The sequence below is a fragment of the Agrobacterium genomosp. 13 str. CFBP 6927 genome (genome assembly GCA_900012615.1).
Classification (GTDB): Bacteria; Pseudomonadota; Alphaproteobacteria; order Rhizobiales; family Rhizobiaceae; genus Agrobacterium.
Window position 1 is genome coordinate 367,883 of record LT009756.1, and the last position, 16,212, is coordinate 384,094.

The following is a 16,212-nucleotide window of genomic DNA, read 5'->3' on the forward strand; positions in this document are numbered from 1 at the left end:
GCGAGGCTGCGCTTTTGAATGCGCAGCTTCGCACGAATGCGCCTGCTTCAGTTCAGAACCCGCAACAGGCCAGGTGAATCCAGCGAAAACGCGGGTATGGTGACATTGAACACCTCGCCTTTGTCCGTTTCCATTTCATAATGGCCGAACATCAGGCCGGACGGAGTATCCAGCGGGCAGCCGGATGAGTATTCGTAGCTGTCGCCGGGGTTCAGCTGTGGCTGCTCGCCGACGACGCCGGGGCCGTAGACCTCGTCCACCTGTCCGTTCTGGTCGGTGATATGCCAGTAACGGTTGACGAGCGTTACCGGAATATCGGAATTGTTCGAGATCACGACTTTATAGCCCCAGACGTAACGGTCGTCATCCGGGTCGGATTGTTCCTCGAGATAATACGGATCAACCGTAACCTCGATATCCCTTGTCAGAGCACGATACATACGCGCCACACCTCGATCTTATGCCTGCTGCCAATATCCTACACTATAGGCTCTGGCTATCGTCAAGAAAATGAATGACTTGACGGGCAGGGGGCATCTCCTGTTGCGCTGTTTTCCACCGTTAGGGATAACGATAAAGGTAAATATTGGTTGCGTCCCACCGGCTTTTGCCAGGATGGCGGAACCGGTTATGCACCATGGCCCGACGGTGAAGGCGGGCCATGGCGATTGTGTGGGTTTGATTTTCAGGCGGAAACAGCCGCCAGTCCCTTCGCCAGATCTTCCAGCAGATCGTCCGTATCCTCGATACCGCAGGAAAGCCGCAGGGTGCCGCCGGAAATGCCGAGTTCCGCGCGTGCCTCATCGGTCAGGTTCTTGTGCGTTGTCGTGCCAGGGTGGGTGATGAGGCTCTTGGCATCGCCCAGATTGTTGGAAATCTTCACGATTTCCAGTGCGTTCTGCAGCGCGAATGCCGCTTCCTTACCGCCCTTCAGCTCGAAAGCCACCAGCGTCGAACCGCCGGACATCTGCCGGGCGATGATATCGGCCTGCGGGTGATCGGCGCGGCCGGGATAGATGACCTTGGCGACCTTGCCGCTATCGGCGAGAAAATCAGCGATTTTGCCGGCATTGGCCGTCTGCTGCTTGACGCGCAGCGGCAGGGTTTCGATGCCCTTCAGAAGCGTCCAGGCGTTGAACGGCGACATGGCCGGGCCGGTGTGACGGAAATAGTCCTGCAACTCTTCCTCGATCCACTTCTTGTCGGAAAGGATCACGCCGCCAAGGCAACGGCCCTGGCCGTCAATATGCTTCGTCGCGGAATAGACGACGATATGGGCGCCGAGTTCCAGCGGCTTCTGGAAGAGCGGCGTTGCGAAGACGTTATCGACCACGACCTTTGCGCCAATCTGGTTGGCAAGCTTCGCCACACCGGCGATGTCCACCACTTCGAGCGTCGGGTTGGTTGGGCTTTCGAGGAAAAACAGCTTGGTGTTCGGCTGGATCGCCTTTTCCCAGTTACCAAGATCGCGTCCGTCGATCAGCGTGCATTCGATGCCGTATTTGGGCGCGAGCGTCTCGACCACCCAGCGGCAGGAGCCGAAGAGGGCACGGGCGGCGACAATATGGTCACCGGCGCGCAGCTGGCACATGATGGCGGCAGTGACGGCGGCCATGCCGGAGGCGAGCGCCCGGGCGTCTTCCGCACCTTCCAGCAGGCACATGCGCTTTTCGAACATGTCATTGGTCGGGCTTGCATAGCGGGCGTAGATGAATCCATCCGTTTCACCCTTGAAGCGGGCTTCGGCGGCTTCGGAGTTTTCGTAAACGAAGCCCTGGGTCAGATAGATCGCTTCCGACGTTTCACCATAGGGTGAGCGTAGCGTACCGCCGTGAACGAGCTGGGTTGCCGGGCGCCATTTATTGCTCATGTGATCACCTTCAAAACAAAAAAACCGGCCGCAAAAGCAGACCGGTTCCTAGCACCCGGTCTTTTTAGCCACTTGTTTAACGTGGCTGCAAGCCGACCGGCCAAATCACCACGGGATAAGCTTGCCATACTGCCGTTACCGGCTTGCGTCAATGCTTTCCTTTTGGTTTTGTCGCCGTAAAAAGGAATGATGACCATGACGAGAACGACGGGCATTTTGGCGGACGGCGCAATCAGGGCGCTGTTTGCGGGCGGCAAGCTGAAAAGCGAGGCCGATCTGGATGCTGACCAGGTGCAGCCCGCCAGCCTTGATCTCAGGCTCGGCTCGAAGGCCTATCGCGTTCGCGCCAGTTTCATGCCCGGCCCCGAAACCCGCGTCATCGACAAGCTCAAGCGCTTCAGCCTGCACGAGGTCGATCTTACCCAGGGTGCCGTCTTGGAAACCGGCTGCGTTTATATCGTTCCCCTGATGGAGAGCCTGGAGCTGCCGGCGGAGATGTCGGCCTCGGCCAATCCCAAAAGCTCGACGGGGCGTCTTGATATCTTCACCCGCGTCATGACCGACAATGCGCAGGAATTCGACAAGATACCGGCGGGATATTCAGGCCCGCTCTATCTGGAAATCAGCCCGCGCACTTTCCCCGTTGTGGTGCGTCGCGGATCGCGCCTGTCGCAGATCCGCTTCCGCGTTGGTCACTCGCTGCTCAACGAAAGCGAACTGCTGAAACTGCACGAGACGGAAATGCTGGTCGCCAGCGACACCCCGAACGTGACCGGCGGCGGCATTGCGCTTTCCATCGACCTGAAGGGTTTCGGCGAGAACGGGCTGATCGGATATCGCGGCAAGCATCACACGGCGGTGGTGGATGTCGACAAGAAGGCCCAGCACGACGTTCTCGATTTCTGGGAACCGCTTCATGCGCGCGGCCGCGCGGAACTGATCCTTGATCCGGATGAATTCTATATTCTCGTTTCACGCGAAGCCGTACATGTGCCGCCGCTTTACGCGGCCGAAATGACACCGTTCGATCCTCTGGTGGGCGAGTTCCGTGTCCACTATGCCGGCTTCTTCGACCCCGGCTTCGGCCATGCCCAGGCCGGCGGCACAGGCAGCCGCGCCGTGCTCGAAGTGCGCAGCCACGAGGTGCCCTTCATCCTAGAACACGGCCAGATCGTTGGCCGGCTGGTTTACGAGCACATGCTGCACAAGCCGGAAGGCCTCTATGGCACTGGCCTAGGCTCAAACTACCAGGCGCAGGGCCTGAAACTTTCCAAGCATTTCCGCGCTGAACAATGACCCTGCCGGGTGCTTGACACCCGGATCGAACTATCCGATGTCTTATGCGCGGCGCGGGTGTAGCTCAATGGTAGAGCAGCAGCTTCCCAAGCTGAATACGAGGGTTCGATTCCCTTCACCCGCTCCAGTGACCTCTCCAGCAAGATCAACGACGTCCAACAAGCGCTGATTTTCCAGCGTTTTTGCCTCGCGCGCGCGTAAGGTCGTGCAACGGTATGCCGTGACATCCAGCAATTTCGGCGGTAAAACTGACCTCGTGTGTTTCGATACGCCATCCCAACGGCGAGGGCTGAAAATGACCCGACGTCGGCGCTGTGGGACTCTCTCCAGCGTCATGTGCCGATTAACCAGGCTGCTTTGACACGAAGGCAGAGATGGGTGGCCTGATGCGTGCTATTTACGGTTACGAGGGCTGGCCATCGTTGGTCGCCACGTTGAAATCCAAGCTTTGTGTTTTGCCTGTCCGACAGCTTCGCATGCGATCACGGACGATCTTCGGAATCCGTTGGGGACGATTGAGTGCTTGCATTTGCCTGACTAGGCTCAATGTTAGAAGCAATTTTAGTTTGCTCTTAACTTTGGTCGTCATCTGGTGCTTGCAGAAAGATGTGCGTTGCAGTAACTTCTAGTTGTTGTTTAACTCAAGGGATAGCAAAGCCAAAAATTTGGTGCGTTGCGCTAAAAATCACGGATGAAAAATTATATGCTTGCCATGGCATTGGCAGGATTGATTATTACGTGAATTTTTAAAGCGCGCGGTTCTTTGGGCAAATGACTTGCGACTATCGTTTCGTAAAGAAAATTACTACTTTAACGCTTCTTGGATCAGATGAACTGATCTATGCACCCGGTAGGGGATCGACAGCAAGGACAGCTGCAGAGTGAAGCATGGGCGGCATTGCCGCGACAAACTTCATTTCAAATGCAGGCCTCCGAAATATGTCACTTGCTGCTTTCATTCCTGGTTTCCGACGGTTAGTCCCTCCTGACTTTTGTCTCGCAATTGTACCGGTTGCTCAAATCTTAGCCAATTCTCCGAAGAGCGCGCGAAACAGTTTCAAGCGGACCTTTGTCATTGCGCTTTTTGCAAGCCTGATCGCGTCAGGGCAGGCAAGTGCACAGTCACCCGCCGATGATTTTTCCCGTCGGCAAGAACAACAAGAACAGTTGCAGCGGCTTGAAAACCTAAAGCAGGTCACGCCTGATGGCGTCACTAGCCGTGTGGACAGGGCACCAGGAGGCGAGGCGAAGTCCACTGGCCCATGCTTCAATATCTCGCGCGTGGAGATCGAAGGTGCAACAAGGCTGTCCGCCGCTGAATTCAGAAAAATTACGCAGCGTTACGACAATCGTTGCATCGGTGTTGCGGATATCACCACTCTGCTGAAGGCCATCACAGACCTCTATCTAGACAAGGGACTGGTGACGTCTCGCGCATATGTTCCACCACAGGATATTGCCGGAACAGAATTGCTGCGATTGGTGGTCGTCGAAGGAACGATCTCCGATATCTACCTTAACGGTCAACCACCCGAGCGAAACGGTTCATTCGCTACGGCTTTTCCAGGCGTGAAGGGTGAGGTCGCCAATATTCGCGATATTGAGCAGGGGCTGGACCAGATCAATCGCCTGTCATCGAACGATGCAAAGACCTCGATGTTGCCGGGCAAGGAGGATGGGACATCCATCCTCAACGTCGAGAAGAAACCATCCAAGCGCTGGTACGCAAGTATTTCCAACAATAATCTTGGGCAGGAAAGTACCGGTTATTCCCAAAGCAACATTTCCTTTGGGTTCGATGACCTGTTGGGCCTCAATGATCAGTTAGGGCTATCCTACGGGCATAGCGGCCCGGACTACCCTTGGAGTGATGACGGTCGAGGGCGCAGCAACAGCTATTCGGTCAACACGAGTGTCCCTTATGGCTATTGGACTTTTTCGGCGAATGGTTCCTGGTACGAATATGACAGCACCATTCCCGGCAGTTTCGGGCCGATCGAAACCTCCGGTAACTCCGGTCAGGTTGGATTTGGCATAGATCGCGTCATTTTGCGGGACAAGGACTCGATCACGACGCTCAGGGGCGGCCTCACCTACAAGCAGACCGACAACTTCCTTCTCGGCAATCGGATTGAGGTCGGGAGCCGCCGATACACGATAGGCACTCTAGGCTTGTCGCGTTCGCAAAGAATACTGGGTGGCGTCATCGCTCTCGATTTTGCCCTTGATAAGGGTCTTGATCTCTTCGACGCCGTGGAGGCCGGCGAGCCCGGAGCCGGCATGGCCGATCCTCGGTTTTTGAAATTCAACACGACCGTCAGCGCGACGCGGCCGTTTGAGGCGGCTGGCCAGCGGTTCGAGTTCACGACACTCCTCAATGCCCAATATTCGCCAGATAACATGTTTGGCGCGGAGCAGATCGGCCTTGGTGGCTCCAGCAACGTACGCGGCCTGAGGGAAAGCGTCATATTCGGCAATAACGGATTTTTCAGCCGTAATGAATTGACGTGGCGGACAATGCCATGGGAGGGCACAAGTCTGGCGCCCGTTCTGGGCGAATTGCGCCCCTACCTTGGTCTCGATTACGGCCGTGTGTTCTCGCAGCATCGCTTCGATGTTCCGGACGGCCATCTCGCGAGTTGGACCGTTGGCGCGAAACTCGTGGGGGGAAACATCAGCGCCGATTTTGGTTACTCCCAGGCATTTTCCAGCAGCGTCAATCACGGACGCGGCAATCTAATTTTCGCCAGCGTGACGGCACGCTGGTAGGCTTCAAAAGAGAATATTATGATCAGATCTTCTTTTCACATCCCCAAATTGTCTGTCGTATTCGCGCTGGTGGCGACTGCCATTGTCGTTTCCGGTTGCGGCGGCCGGGCAGCGCATCCGGTTTCTTCGACCAACCCGACCGACAGCGCTTTCGATTGCGTGGGCATCAAGCGCGAATTCGAAGCTAATGAGCGGCAGGTGCTGGCGACGGTGAAAGAACGAGCCGATGCGCAGGGTAAGAACGTCATCCTCGGTGCGACAGGCGTTCTTCTGTTCTTCCCCGCGCTTTTCTTCATGGATCCCAAATCGCCAGAGAAACTGGAAATCGACGCATTGCGTAACCGCAATCAGGTTCTTGGCGAAATTGCCAAAAGCAAAAAATGCCCAGCTCCACAATCGAAGCTGGCCGATGTCTACAAGAAACTCGACAGCAAGCCTTCTCCGGCCGACACGAGCAGAAAAGACCGCTAAGCCCAACTTTCATCGTCTGCCATGAGGCGAACAGCAATGACATCACAGTTCAAGTATCTTTCGCACAAAGCAACCGAAACCGTTCTGTTCGCTCATGCCGGAGCGCTGGTTCGAAAAATCATTGCGACAGTTGTCAGTTGTACGCTCGTGCTTCAGCCGGTGCTTCTTCACGCACAGGACATAACGCCGGAAGCTGGAGGGTCCCCCATAAATCGGCCCGGGATAGGGGCTGCCCCGAACGGCGTGCCGCTCATCGATATCGTCGGTCCCAACGGCCAGGGCCTGTCGCATAACAAATACAATAACTTCAACGTCGGTACGCCGGGGGTCATTCTCAACAACTTCAATGGTGAGGTGGGCACGTCGAAACTGGGTGGTGTGACACCTGGCAATCCAAACCTTCAAGGCAGAGGTTCTGCCACTGTCATCCTCAATGAGGTGACGTCGCAGAACCGTAGTTCGCTTCTCGGTCCAACCGAAGTGTTCGGCGGCAGGGCCGATGTCATCATCGCCAATCCGAACGGGATTACCTGCAACGGCTGCGGCTTCATCAACACGCCCCGCGCCACGCTGACGACGGGCGTGCCTGATATTGGCGTCGACGGACGCCTTAATGGCTTCACGGTCAACGCAGGGGATGTCACATTCGGTCCGAACGGTGCGAATTTTGCGCTCGGTGATGGTGCGGTCGATCTGTTCGATGTCGTGTCCCGTACCATCCAGATCGACGGAACGATCTACGGTGAGGATCTGCGCCTGACCGCCGGCAAGAGCAAGTTCGATTATGCCACCGGGGAGGCAACAGCGCTCGATGCCACCTCCGGAACACCTGAATACGCAATCGATGGTTCAGCACTCGGGGCCATGCAGGCCGGCCGCATCAAGATGGTTGTCACGGAAAAAGGTGCCGGCGTTCGCATGCGCGGCGACATGGCGGCCAATGCCGGGGAGCTTTCGCTGTCGGCAGACGGTAAAATTTCGATCGGCAATGCCTCTGGCAATAACGGCGTCAGCATCTCCTCGAAGGGGAGTGTTTCGGCCGGTCGTCTGACCTCAAAAAAGTCGGTGTCGGTCAAGGCGGGGAAGGACGCCAAGATCGCTTCGATTGGCGCGGAAGAGGATATCCTTGTCGACGGCGGGGCCGGCTTCGTTGATGTTGTCGGCACTCTTGGCGCCGGTAGCGCGATCACTGTGTTGGCAGACGGGCGTATTGCCCTCGCCGACGCGTCTGCTGCCGGACCTGTTTCGCTATGGTCGGGAGCTGGCTCCATTGCCATCAGCGGCACGGCCCAGTCTGGCGCGGCGATGTCGCTTACGGCGGCCTCAGGAGCGATCACGGCGGGCTCACTGCTTTCGAAAGGAGATTTGGCTCTGCTCTCCGGCCTTTATCTGGGGATTTCCGGGCTCGTGCTTGCAGAAGGGAATTTGCAGGCTTCGGCCGGCAGCGACATCCGCTATGACAGTCTGGAGGCAAACGGAGACGTTTTGCTGTCTTCGACAAATGGTGTCATCAGCTTCGATAAACGCACGGCCGCCGGCGGCGATATCAGGATCAGGCAGCAAAATGCCGACCTTTCCAATAACCGGAGCAGACTTGCCACATCCGGCACGCTCTACATCAATGCCAATAATATCAATCTCATCAACAGCACGCTGACGTCAGGTGGCATTGATCTCACCTCATCTGGAACGACAGATCTGACGGGTGCGCGGCTCAATGCTGTCACCGCGAGCAGCACAGCTCGTTCCGTTCAGGGGTCAGGTGACATCGCGATTAAAGCGGGTAGCCTTGCTGCGAATGGCGCCACCAATATTCTGGCGGCCCATGATCTGACGCTGTCGCTTTCGCAGCTTGCCAACTCCGGTCAGCTGGCTGCCGGCAATGATCTTACCCTCAATATCGCCGGCAACCTGACCAACACCGCCACGGGGCTCATCTATGCCGGTAACGACGCCGCACTTTTCGTGGGCGGCGTGCTTGCCAATGATCAGGGGGCGATTGTCGCAGGTCGTGACCTCACAATTGCTGGAAGTGCTTCCGGCGCGCGCAATGCTGCTACGGTCAACAGTTCAGGTCTGATCTCCGCTGGTCGCAATATCTCGATCCTGACGGCAAACCTGCGTAACGAGAAAAGCGTGGCTCCGACCTATACGAGCCAGCAAATCTCAAACGCACTCGTGTCGGCTTATGACACTTATTATGCACGCCTGTGTGGAGATTGTTCATCTTCCGTCTCTTTTGCTGATAAGCAGTTCGTCATTGGTGCCCCCATTCGCCATGTCTATCGTGATGTGACCGAGGACCGCCTCACATCGGCTGGAAGCCCCGCGGCGACGATCAAGGCGGGTAATACGCTTTTTGTCGATACCGCCGATCTTACCAATGCCTACAGCAACATTGAAGCCGGCTCCGGCATGACGTTTGTTGGCACAGGCACGCTGACAAATCTCGGCTTGCAGCTGCAGCGCACGACGTCGGTCAACTGCAATCAAAGCTCGGGTTGCCAATATTATCCTGATGTCATCTTCCAGTGGGAAGAAAGGCGGGACAGCGGCGATACCGGAGGCCATGAATTCTCATATCAGGTTTCCATGCCTGGCCCCAGCCCGTTTGGAACGCGGGATGCATCCAAGGATGTTGGACCGGGACGAACCGTGGAAAGCGTCGACGCGATCGGTGGGGTTCCAGCGGCAATCCGCTCGGGCGGAGCACTTAGTATCACCGGCTTTGCTGCCGTCAACAATACCGCGATTGCCGGATCGATCGCCGACCATGTTGCCGTTGCAGCGCCTGCGCCTTCGAACAATCCGACCGAACTCCTGTCCGGTATGACGGCAAGCGGTGCGCTGTTCACGCTTGGCGGTGTCGCCACCCCACAGTCCGGCGGTTTTGGCGGTACCATTCCTGGCCAGAGCTTCCTTTATGAGACCCGAGCCGCTTTTCTCGACGTCTCGAAATTCTATGGATCGAGCTATTTCCTTGGTCGCATCGGCTACCAGCCGGATCGCCAGATCCAGTTCCTTGGGGACGCCTATTTCGAAAACCAGTATATTGAGCAACAGATCAGACTGGCCACGGGCTCAGGTTTTACCGGGCAGGATTCGATCACTCAAATAAAGCAATTGCTCGACAACGGAGCCGCCTATCTGCGCGCGCAGCAGCGCCCGCTTGGCGAACCGCTGTCGGCTGAGGAGATCGCCAGCCTTACCGAATCCGTCGTCGTTTATGAGTGGCAGATGGTGAACGGCGCGAGCGTTCTTGCGCCCGTGTTGCATCTTGCAGCCAATGACAGGGAAAGATTGAATTCTGCGGGTGCGCTGATCGCGGGTAATCAGGTGACGATCGATACCGGCCTGCTTGCAACATCAGGGATGATTGCATCGACTGGCGATCTTAGCGTTTCCGGTTCATCGATCGCCGCAATCGGCGGCACCTTCACGGCGGGGGGTAATGCCTCGCTGAAGGGCAATGAGGGCATTCTGCTCGCCAATGCGAAGGTGACGGCCGGCGGCAATCTCGGCCTGACGTCGAATGGAGACATCAATATCTCCGTCACCGAACGGTCAACGACCAGCACTTTGCGCGACAAGCGGAGTTCTACGACGGTTGTGAGAACCACCAGCCAGGGTTCCGAGATCACCGCGGGCGGGTCGGTCTCAGCCAATGCAGGTGGCAACCTCAACGTCATCGGCAGCAACATTGCTGCCGATGGAACGGTTGGTCTGAAGGCGACCGGCGATGTGACAGTCGCTGAGGCCATCGACACCACCACGATAGATTACACCTACAGGAAAAAGGGCGGTCTGTTCGGCGGAAGCAAACAGACGACGAGCCACACGGAAACGCAGACTGTCGTCGGATCATCGGTTAGCGGCGGGAAGGGCGTGTCCATCGTCTCAGGTGGAGATACCGTCGTCTCCGCCTCGAAGGTGATGGCTGGCGATGAGACCAGCAAAGCCGATATCAATGTCAGCGCGGGCGGCGATCTGCTGATCGCGTCGGGCAAGAATACTGCTGAGTTTGAGCAGAACTCCTCATCCAAGGGCTTTCTCTCGAAAAAGAGCTCGACGCAGTACAACTACGACGAAGCGACAGTAGGCTCAGAGCTTTCCGCCTCCGGCAACATCAAGCTGGATGCTGGCGGCAACACCGTCATAGCGGGGTCGAACATAACGGCCGGGGATGCGATCAGCGTCGCGGGCGACAGCGTTGCCATCATCGGGGCCGAGGAGCAGCACGCGCTGGAGAGCAGTAGCAAGAAGTCCGGCCTGTTCGCCGGTTCCGGCGGCGGCTTCCTTTCGCTCTGGGGCAAGGAACAGAAAGAAAAGAGCCAGTCATCTACCCTTAACGTCGGCTCCGCGCTGACGGCAGGGACCGATGTCACGCTCACGGCACGCGAGAACGACGTGAATGTCATCGGCTCCTCTATCGCAGCCAGCAGTGACATCACGCTTGATGCAGCCCGCGACGTCAATATCACTCCCGGGGCAGAAAGTGCCTCGTCGGCGCAGAAGGAGCAGCGCTCCGGTTTCGGTCTTTCTTTCAGTTCAGGCGGTGGTAGCGCCTCTGTGGGCATTGGCTACGGCAAGTCGGTTGATCAAACGAGCCAGTCTTCCGAGACCAATGCCAGATCCACCCTTTCTGCCGGCCGTGATCTGATAATCTCTGCTGGCCGCGATGCCAACCTTCAAGCGGCTGAGGTGTCCGCTGAGCGGGATGTTGCTATCCTCGCAGAGCGCAACGTCAATCTGCTTTCGGCGCAGGACAAGTCCAACTACAAAAGCCTGCATGAGGAGATGTTTGCTGGCATCAGCCTGTCGGTGTCCTCCGGCCTCGCGAGTGCTGCGGGTAGTCTCGCTAACGCTGCCGGAAAGCTTGGCGGTCCGAACGGTGCCTATGCTCTCGCACCGTCTGCGCTCGCGGCGTATCGAGTAAAAGACATTCTCAAGCAGATCGACGGCGGTTCTCAGCCGCTGGCCTCTGCAAGCCTGTCCATCGGCTTCACATACCAAAAGAGTAGCGCAACTCTCTCGACATTAACGCCGGTTGTCACAACGATTGAAGCAGGGGATTCAGTCAGCATTGTCGCCAACTCTGGCGATTTGGCCGGTCGTGGCGTTCAGATTGCAGCAGGCTCCCAAAGCGATCCGACATCAGGGAACGTGCTTCTCATGGCTGGCGGCTCCATTCTGTTGGAAAGCGCCCAGTCTGCTTCATCCTCCTCGAGCAGCAGCCAGTCAGCAAACGCTTCAATTGGTGTCAATCTTACGAACGGCGGTCTGAGCGGTGGTTTTGCAGCGGGCAGCGGTAAGCAGGACGCTAACAGCGTCACTCACCTCAACACCCATGTCATGGGCACCGGCAATGTCACACTGGCTTCTGGCAACGACACCACGCTTGCGGGAGCTGTTGTGTCCGGTGAACGGGTTACTGCTGCCGTCGGTGGCGATCTCAACATCGTCAGCCGCCAGGACACGATGATCTACGACGAAAAGACAGCTGGCGGTGGCCTCAATCTTTCTACGGCGGGTAAGGTCTCCGGTGGAGTTCAGAAAAGCAACGTTGAAGGCAACTATGCCAACGTCTCCGAGCAAAGCGGCATAATCGCGGGCTCTGGCGGATATAACGTCAGGGTCGGTGGTAATGTCGATCTCGCCGGTGGCGTCATAGGTTCAACAGCTGATCCCGCCGAAAATACGCTTTCTGCCAATTCGCTGACATGGTCGGATATAGGCAATCGCTCCGAGGCGTCGAGCTCCAGTCTTGGAATATCCCTGACGCCCGGCGGCATTCCCGTTCCTGTAGTCGGCCAGCCGGCCAAGGAGGAGGACCAGGGGGTTGCCCGTGCCACACTGACACCGGGTCAGTTGACCCTCACCAATCAAACACAAGATCTGGCCGCGCTCAACACAGACCTCTCTAACGCCAACACAACGGCCGACCCATTTGACATTGAGCGCCTGAAGGCAAAGCAGGAGAGTGCGGCTGCCCTCTCGGCGCTTGCCAACATCGCCGTTGGTGATATCTCCGCTAAACTCGGCTTTGCCGAAGGCAGTCCGGCGAAGATTGCCCTCCATGCTGCGGTCGGAGGCCTTGTCGCGCAGCTTGCAGGCGGTAATGCCGGATCGGGAGCATTGGCAGGTGGATTGAGCGAAGTCGTCAATGGCGTTTTGCAGCAGGTGTTGAGCGCCAATCCGAACCTGACAGACGACCAGAAGAGTGCCATCACGCAGTGGGTGGCGGCAATAGTCGGCGCGGCGGTCGGAGGCGAAACCGGCGCGGCCGCCGGGCTAGACAACGTTAATTATAATTACCTCAATCATGCAGATAATGAAAAGTTGAATGAGGCTAAGGCTTCGTGTGCCGGAGGGGATCAGTCAGCGTGCGCGGAGAAAGCACGACTTGAGGCAAAAGACGAACGGCAGCAGAGGGAATACCTCGATTGCCGAAGTAATGGATACAGCGGCGCAGGTTGCTCCGCTGTTCTGGCGGATGCCGTAGCCGCACTCTCCAGCTACGCTGGTATCGTGTCTTATTGGTCCTCATCAAGTGAGCAACAAGCGAATTTCGATCGTCTCAATGCTTCGGGCGGACTGAGCCAAATTCTAAAGATTTTGGCGCCGAATGGCACGAGTGGTCTCAGCAATGAACAAGCGGAACAACTTGCTGGGACGATCAATCTCCTAGTAACCGATCCTCTCATGATCCTTGGATTACCGGAGATAATTCAGAAAGCCAGCGGCGGTGACCCGGCGGCGATGGTGCAAGTGGTCACGCTCGCAACCCGCTTGAAGTTATTCGGATCGGGTGCTGAAAAGATCACCGAGGGCGGAACTGGTGGCAAGACAGGGACCGTCTGGGATGATATTACCACAACCGCAGGAAACTTGCCGAACACAAACATACCTGCAACCTTCAAGCTAAAAACGGGCGATATCGAATTTTATGTAAACTCAAATGCGACAAAACACATGGCTGAATACCTCCAGAAATCTTCGAATCCGATAAATGATCAGACTCTTTTGCGTAGCTTCTCGGACGCCGTAAAAGAGATTTCGTCGGCTAGCATCGAATTTGGTAAAGTTTACAATGTAAATGGATGGGAAATAATTTTCAGTAAAAGGCCTGGGGATGTCTTTCCCGTAATCAAACACGCGTTGTATATCCCATGAGTGACATAAGCTTCGCCGCTGAAGGCGTTTACTTAGAGATGAACTATTTAGAGTGTGATCCAAATGATCAAGGTTCATCGCGTTGGAGCGTTAAGTTGACCCTGTCACATTTTACGGGATGCTTTACGTATGAAGCGACGGATATCTGGCTCGAGGCGTCAATGTGGGACTTGTTTGTTGCCGATCTTTCTTCGCCCCAAGCCCAAACTCTCAAGTTTTTTGATATGAGTCAGTATTTTATTTTTTCCATTGAGCGAACTGCAACCTGCTTTGAGATTGAAATTCAGGCATACGAACCGCAGAACTCGAACGGGTTTATGCGCCTTGGAGCACAGTTGAAAAGTGACCTCGACGGGACATTTGTTAGTAAATTACGAGACGCGTTTATGGAGTTCCCAAAGTTCTGGTAGATTCTCTCCCACTTGGGTACTAAGCGCTCTGAGAGCTTTTGTTTTTCCAATAAGTGGGATGTTGGTGCTAGCTAATCATGAAGATAGAATGCCCTCGCTGCCACCAAGACTGGGTGAAGAAGGTCCACATAGGAGCGGCCCATAGAACAGTATATTTGTGCTATGAATGTGAAGCGACATGGTTTTGTAATGATTATATTGCGTACGCCACTTTTGTAGATCTATCAAATTATCTCACGCGGCTTGGCTTGAGCGACTCTGGTGACGTCTATGAAACATTTATTGATGACGAGGAGTGGTTAGGCTCGCCGAAGTAGGAGCTCTGCGATGTGACTAAGTGATCTTACTTCATAAAATGCGCGGCCAATTAGGCGTGGGTTTGCACCGGATAATCGGATTGGGCCTCCAATTGACACGCTACGTTCAGCCCAACGACGTGAGTCAGCATGTTTGCCTGCGGCGATTTACTTGCGACCCCTTTAAACGGCGTGCGGCAGTCTGAGAGAAATGCACTTATCCGTGCTGGGCTGTTCACGGCCAAAGGGAGGCCTGTCAAGTGAAGTACAAATCGCCGGAAAACAGAACGGAAAAAGAAGTTATTGAGATTTTGTCGCGTATTGACAACGATCCAGAAGAAAGAATATCAGCAGTTTTGTCTGCTGTTTACTATGGAAAAACGATAAATTTTCAGGGGATATTTTGATAGAGGAGTTTAAAAAGGCAAAATATGGTGAGAAACTATGGTTAAAAAGTATTTTTGAAACATTCCATGGAATGTGTCGAACAAATTATCGTATTGATGATAGTATTATTGTTTTGACGGATTTTGAAAGGCAGAATACAGAATATAGTTTGGATATTAAATCAACTATTGAAGCGCTTGCCGAGTACAAATCCATATTTAATGGCGATCATAGCGAAGGGCGGTTTTGATGAGGGTTGGGGTAAGTCATCCGATTCATTGTAGAAGACGCCGATATAATTAATGAAGATGTTGAAATCATTCTCCTCCATTATTGTCGGATCTCTGTTCCTGACTGGATGCACCGCATTGAATCAGACATCGTCGGCGATCAACGACGCGAATAGCGGTGTCGTCGCTGCGATGCTGTCACCATACCGAAAACTTGACTCCCAATGGCGAGGCAAGACACTCGCAGACTTTCAGAGCAGGTTCGGGGCACCGACAGGCCAGGACAAGGAAGGGAACCGCGTGTGGTTTCGCACCATTGTCGCGCATATTCCGGGACAATATGTTGAGACAGCGGACTATATGCAAAATATGACAATTAGACGCAGGGAGTTCATTTCTGCGCACGACGCGCAGAAAAGTTGCGAGATCGCCGTCACGGTGAAAGCAGGACGGATAGCAGCGATAAACACGCGCCGCGATATCGGTATTCCGACGGACAGCTATCGCCTGTCTTCAGGGATGGAATCGACTTGCCAGCGGATATTTGGATTATAATCTTTAGTCTATCTATCGATATATCATTCTCTTTTTGGTCCAGTGTTCACGCCGCCCTCATCTGCAGGATTTTGAAGTATTCGGTAGACCTGCATTCGAGAACAGCCGACCGAAGCAGCTATGGCGGATGGCCGCATTCCTTGCGTCGATAGGCGTATAACGAGATCGCGATCCACACGACGACTTCCACCCTTGTATACACCGAGATTCTTCGCGCGCTCGATACCCTCGCGCTGCCGCTCTCTGATGAAGCGCCGTTCCATCTGCGCCACCATGCCGAGCACGGTCAAAATGACTTTTCCCATTTCGCCTTTTGTTGAAACGTGTGGTTCGAGAACAGTGATGTATGCGCCGCGCTGTTCACATTCGTGGACGATGTTTAGAACATCACGGGTGTCACGGCCGAGGCGATCAAGTCGTGTGACAATCAACTCGTCACCTTCACGCAAAAACTGGATGATTGTTGCCAGCTCGGCTCGGCCTTGACGGCTTGCACCGGAGACCTTTTCGCACCGGACGATTTGGCAACCTTCGGCAACAAGTCGCTGTTGCTGAATTTCTAAATCTTGATCGAGTGTGCTAACGCGCGCGTATCTGATTCATCGAGATTTATGCAGCACGATACTACAATGCCGCTTCTGCCGCAGCGGATGACTGCTATTAAGCGTCGAGGAACACTTGTTCGTCCAGCAACATCCAACAAAGGCACTGTACATTCTATGGTATAGAGCCATAGATCTTTTTTATTTATGGCA

The 16,212-nt window shown here is 55.2% G+C and carries 11 protein-coding genes, 1 tRNA gene and 1 riboswitch; of the genes, 9 read left to right on the plus strand and 3 right to left on the minus strand.

Features of this window, described 5'->3' with window-relative positions:
• Positions 1–47: 47 nt before the first annotated feature.
• Positions 48–440, minus strand: coding sequence for a Co2+/Mg2+ efflux protein ApaG (apaG, locus tag AGR13A_RS01830; protein ID WP_035219089.1), 393 nt, complete (start codon positions 438–440; stop codon positions 48–50).
• A gap of 245 nt (positions 441–685) precedes the next feature.
• Positions 686–1,870 (minus strand): O-succinylhomoserine sulfhydrylase, encoded by a 1,185-nt coding sequence (locus AGR13A_RS01835; RefSeq protein ID WP_080833342.1) that lies wholly within the window; start codon positions 1,868–1,870, stop codon positions 686–688.
• 43 nt (positions 1,871–1,913) lie between these two features.
• Positions 1,914–1,992: riboswitch (SAM riboswitch) on the minus strand.
• Between the two features lie 73 nt (positions 1,993–2,065).
• Here AGR13A_RS01835 and AGR13A_RS01840 point away from each other — a divergent pair.
• The 9 genes from AGR13A_RS01840 to AGR13A_RS01880 all read left to right on the plus strand — a co-directional run bounded on the left by AGR13A_RS01840 (position 2,066) and on the right by AGR13A_RS01880 (position 15,457).
• Entirely contained in the window at positions 2,066–3,166 is a 1,101-nt protein-coding gene (locus tag AGR13A_RS01840; protein ID WP_080836433.1) for a 2'-deoxycytidine 5'-triphosphate deaminase, read from the plus strand.
• Between the two features lie 53 nt (positions 3,167–3,219).
• Positions 3,220–3,293: transfer RNA gene (locus AGR13A_RS01845), tRNA-Gly, on the plus strand.
• Between the two features lie 761 nt (positions 3,294–4,054).
• The gene (locus AGR13A_RS01855; protein ID WP_080833344.1) at positions 4,055–5,935 is read left to right on the plus strand and encodes a ShlB/FhaC/HecB family hemolysin secretion/activation protein; all 1,881 of its coding nucleotides are present in this window, start codon (positions 4,055–4,057) and stop codon (positions 5,933–5,935) included.
• 18 nt (positions 5,936–5,953) lie between these two features.
• Positions 5,954–6,406, plus strand: a complete 453-nt coding sequence (locus tag AGR13A_RS01860; protein WP_080833346.1) for a hypothetical protein — start codon at positions 5,954–5,956, stop codon at positions 6,404–6,406.
• A 36-nt stretch (positions 6,407–6,442) separates the two neighbouring features.
• A complete protein-coding gene (locus AGR13A_RS01865; RefSeq protein WP_308399959.1) occupies positions 6,443–13,579 on the plus strand; it encodes a hemagglutinin repeat-containing protein in 7,137 nt (2,378 codons plus the stop codon).
• On the plus strand, positions 13,576–13,989 hold the full coding sequence (locus AGR13A_RS01870) for a hypothetical protein (protein WP_080833348.1): 414 nt from the start codon (positions 13,576–13,578) through the stop codon (positions 13,987–13,989). The genes AGR13A_RS01865 and AGR13A_RS01870 overlap by 4 nt, the downstream gene beginning before the upstream one ends.
• A 556-nt stretch (positions 13,990–14,545) precedes the next feature.
• The gene (locus AGR13A_RS25080) at positions 14,546–14,692 is read left to right on the plus strand and encodes a hypothetical protein (RefSeq protein ID WP_308399960.1); all 147 of its coding nucleotides are present in this window, start codon (positions 14,546–14,548) and stop codon (positions 14,690–14,692) included.
• The gene (locus tag AGR13A_RS25085; protein WP_308399962.1) at positions 14,689–14,922 is read left to right on the plus strand and encodes a hypothetical protein; all 234 of its coding nucleotides are present in this window, start codon (positions 14,689–14,691) and stop codon (positions 14,920–14,922) included. The genes AGR13A_RS25080 and AGR13A_RS25085 overlap by 4 nt, the downstream gene beginning before the upstream one ends.
• 52 nt (positions 14,923–14,974) lie before the next feature.
• Complete coding sequence (locus AGR13A_RS01880) at positions 14,975–15,457, plus strand: hypothetical protein (RefSeq protein WP_080833350.1); 483 nt, start codon at positions 14,975–14,977, stop codon at positions 15,455–15,457.
• 23 nt (positions 15,458–15,480) lie between these two features.
• Here AGR13A_RS01880 and AGR13A_RS01885 read toward each other — a convergent pair whose 3' ends face one another.
• Complete coding sequence (locus AGR13A_RS01885; protein WP_080833353.1) at positions 15,481–16,056, minus strand: recombinase family protein; 576 nt, start codon at positions 16,054–16,056, stop codon at positions 15,481–15,483.
• Positions 16,057–16,212: the final 156 nt, after the last annotated feature.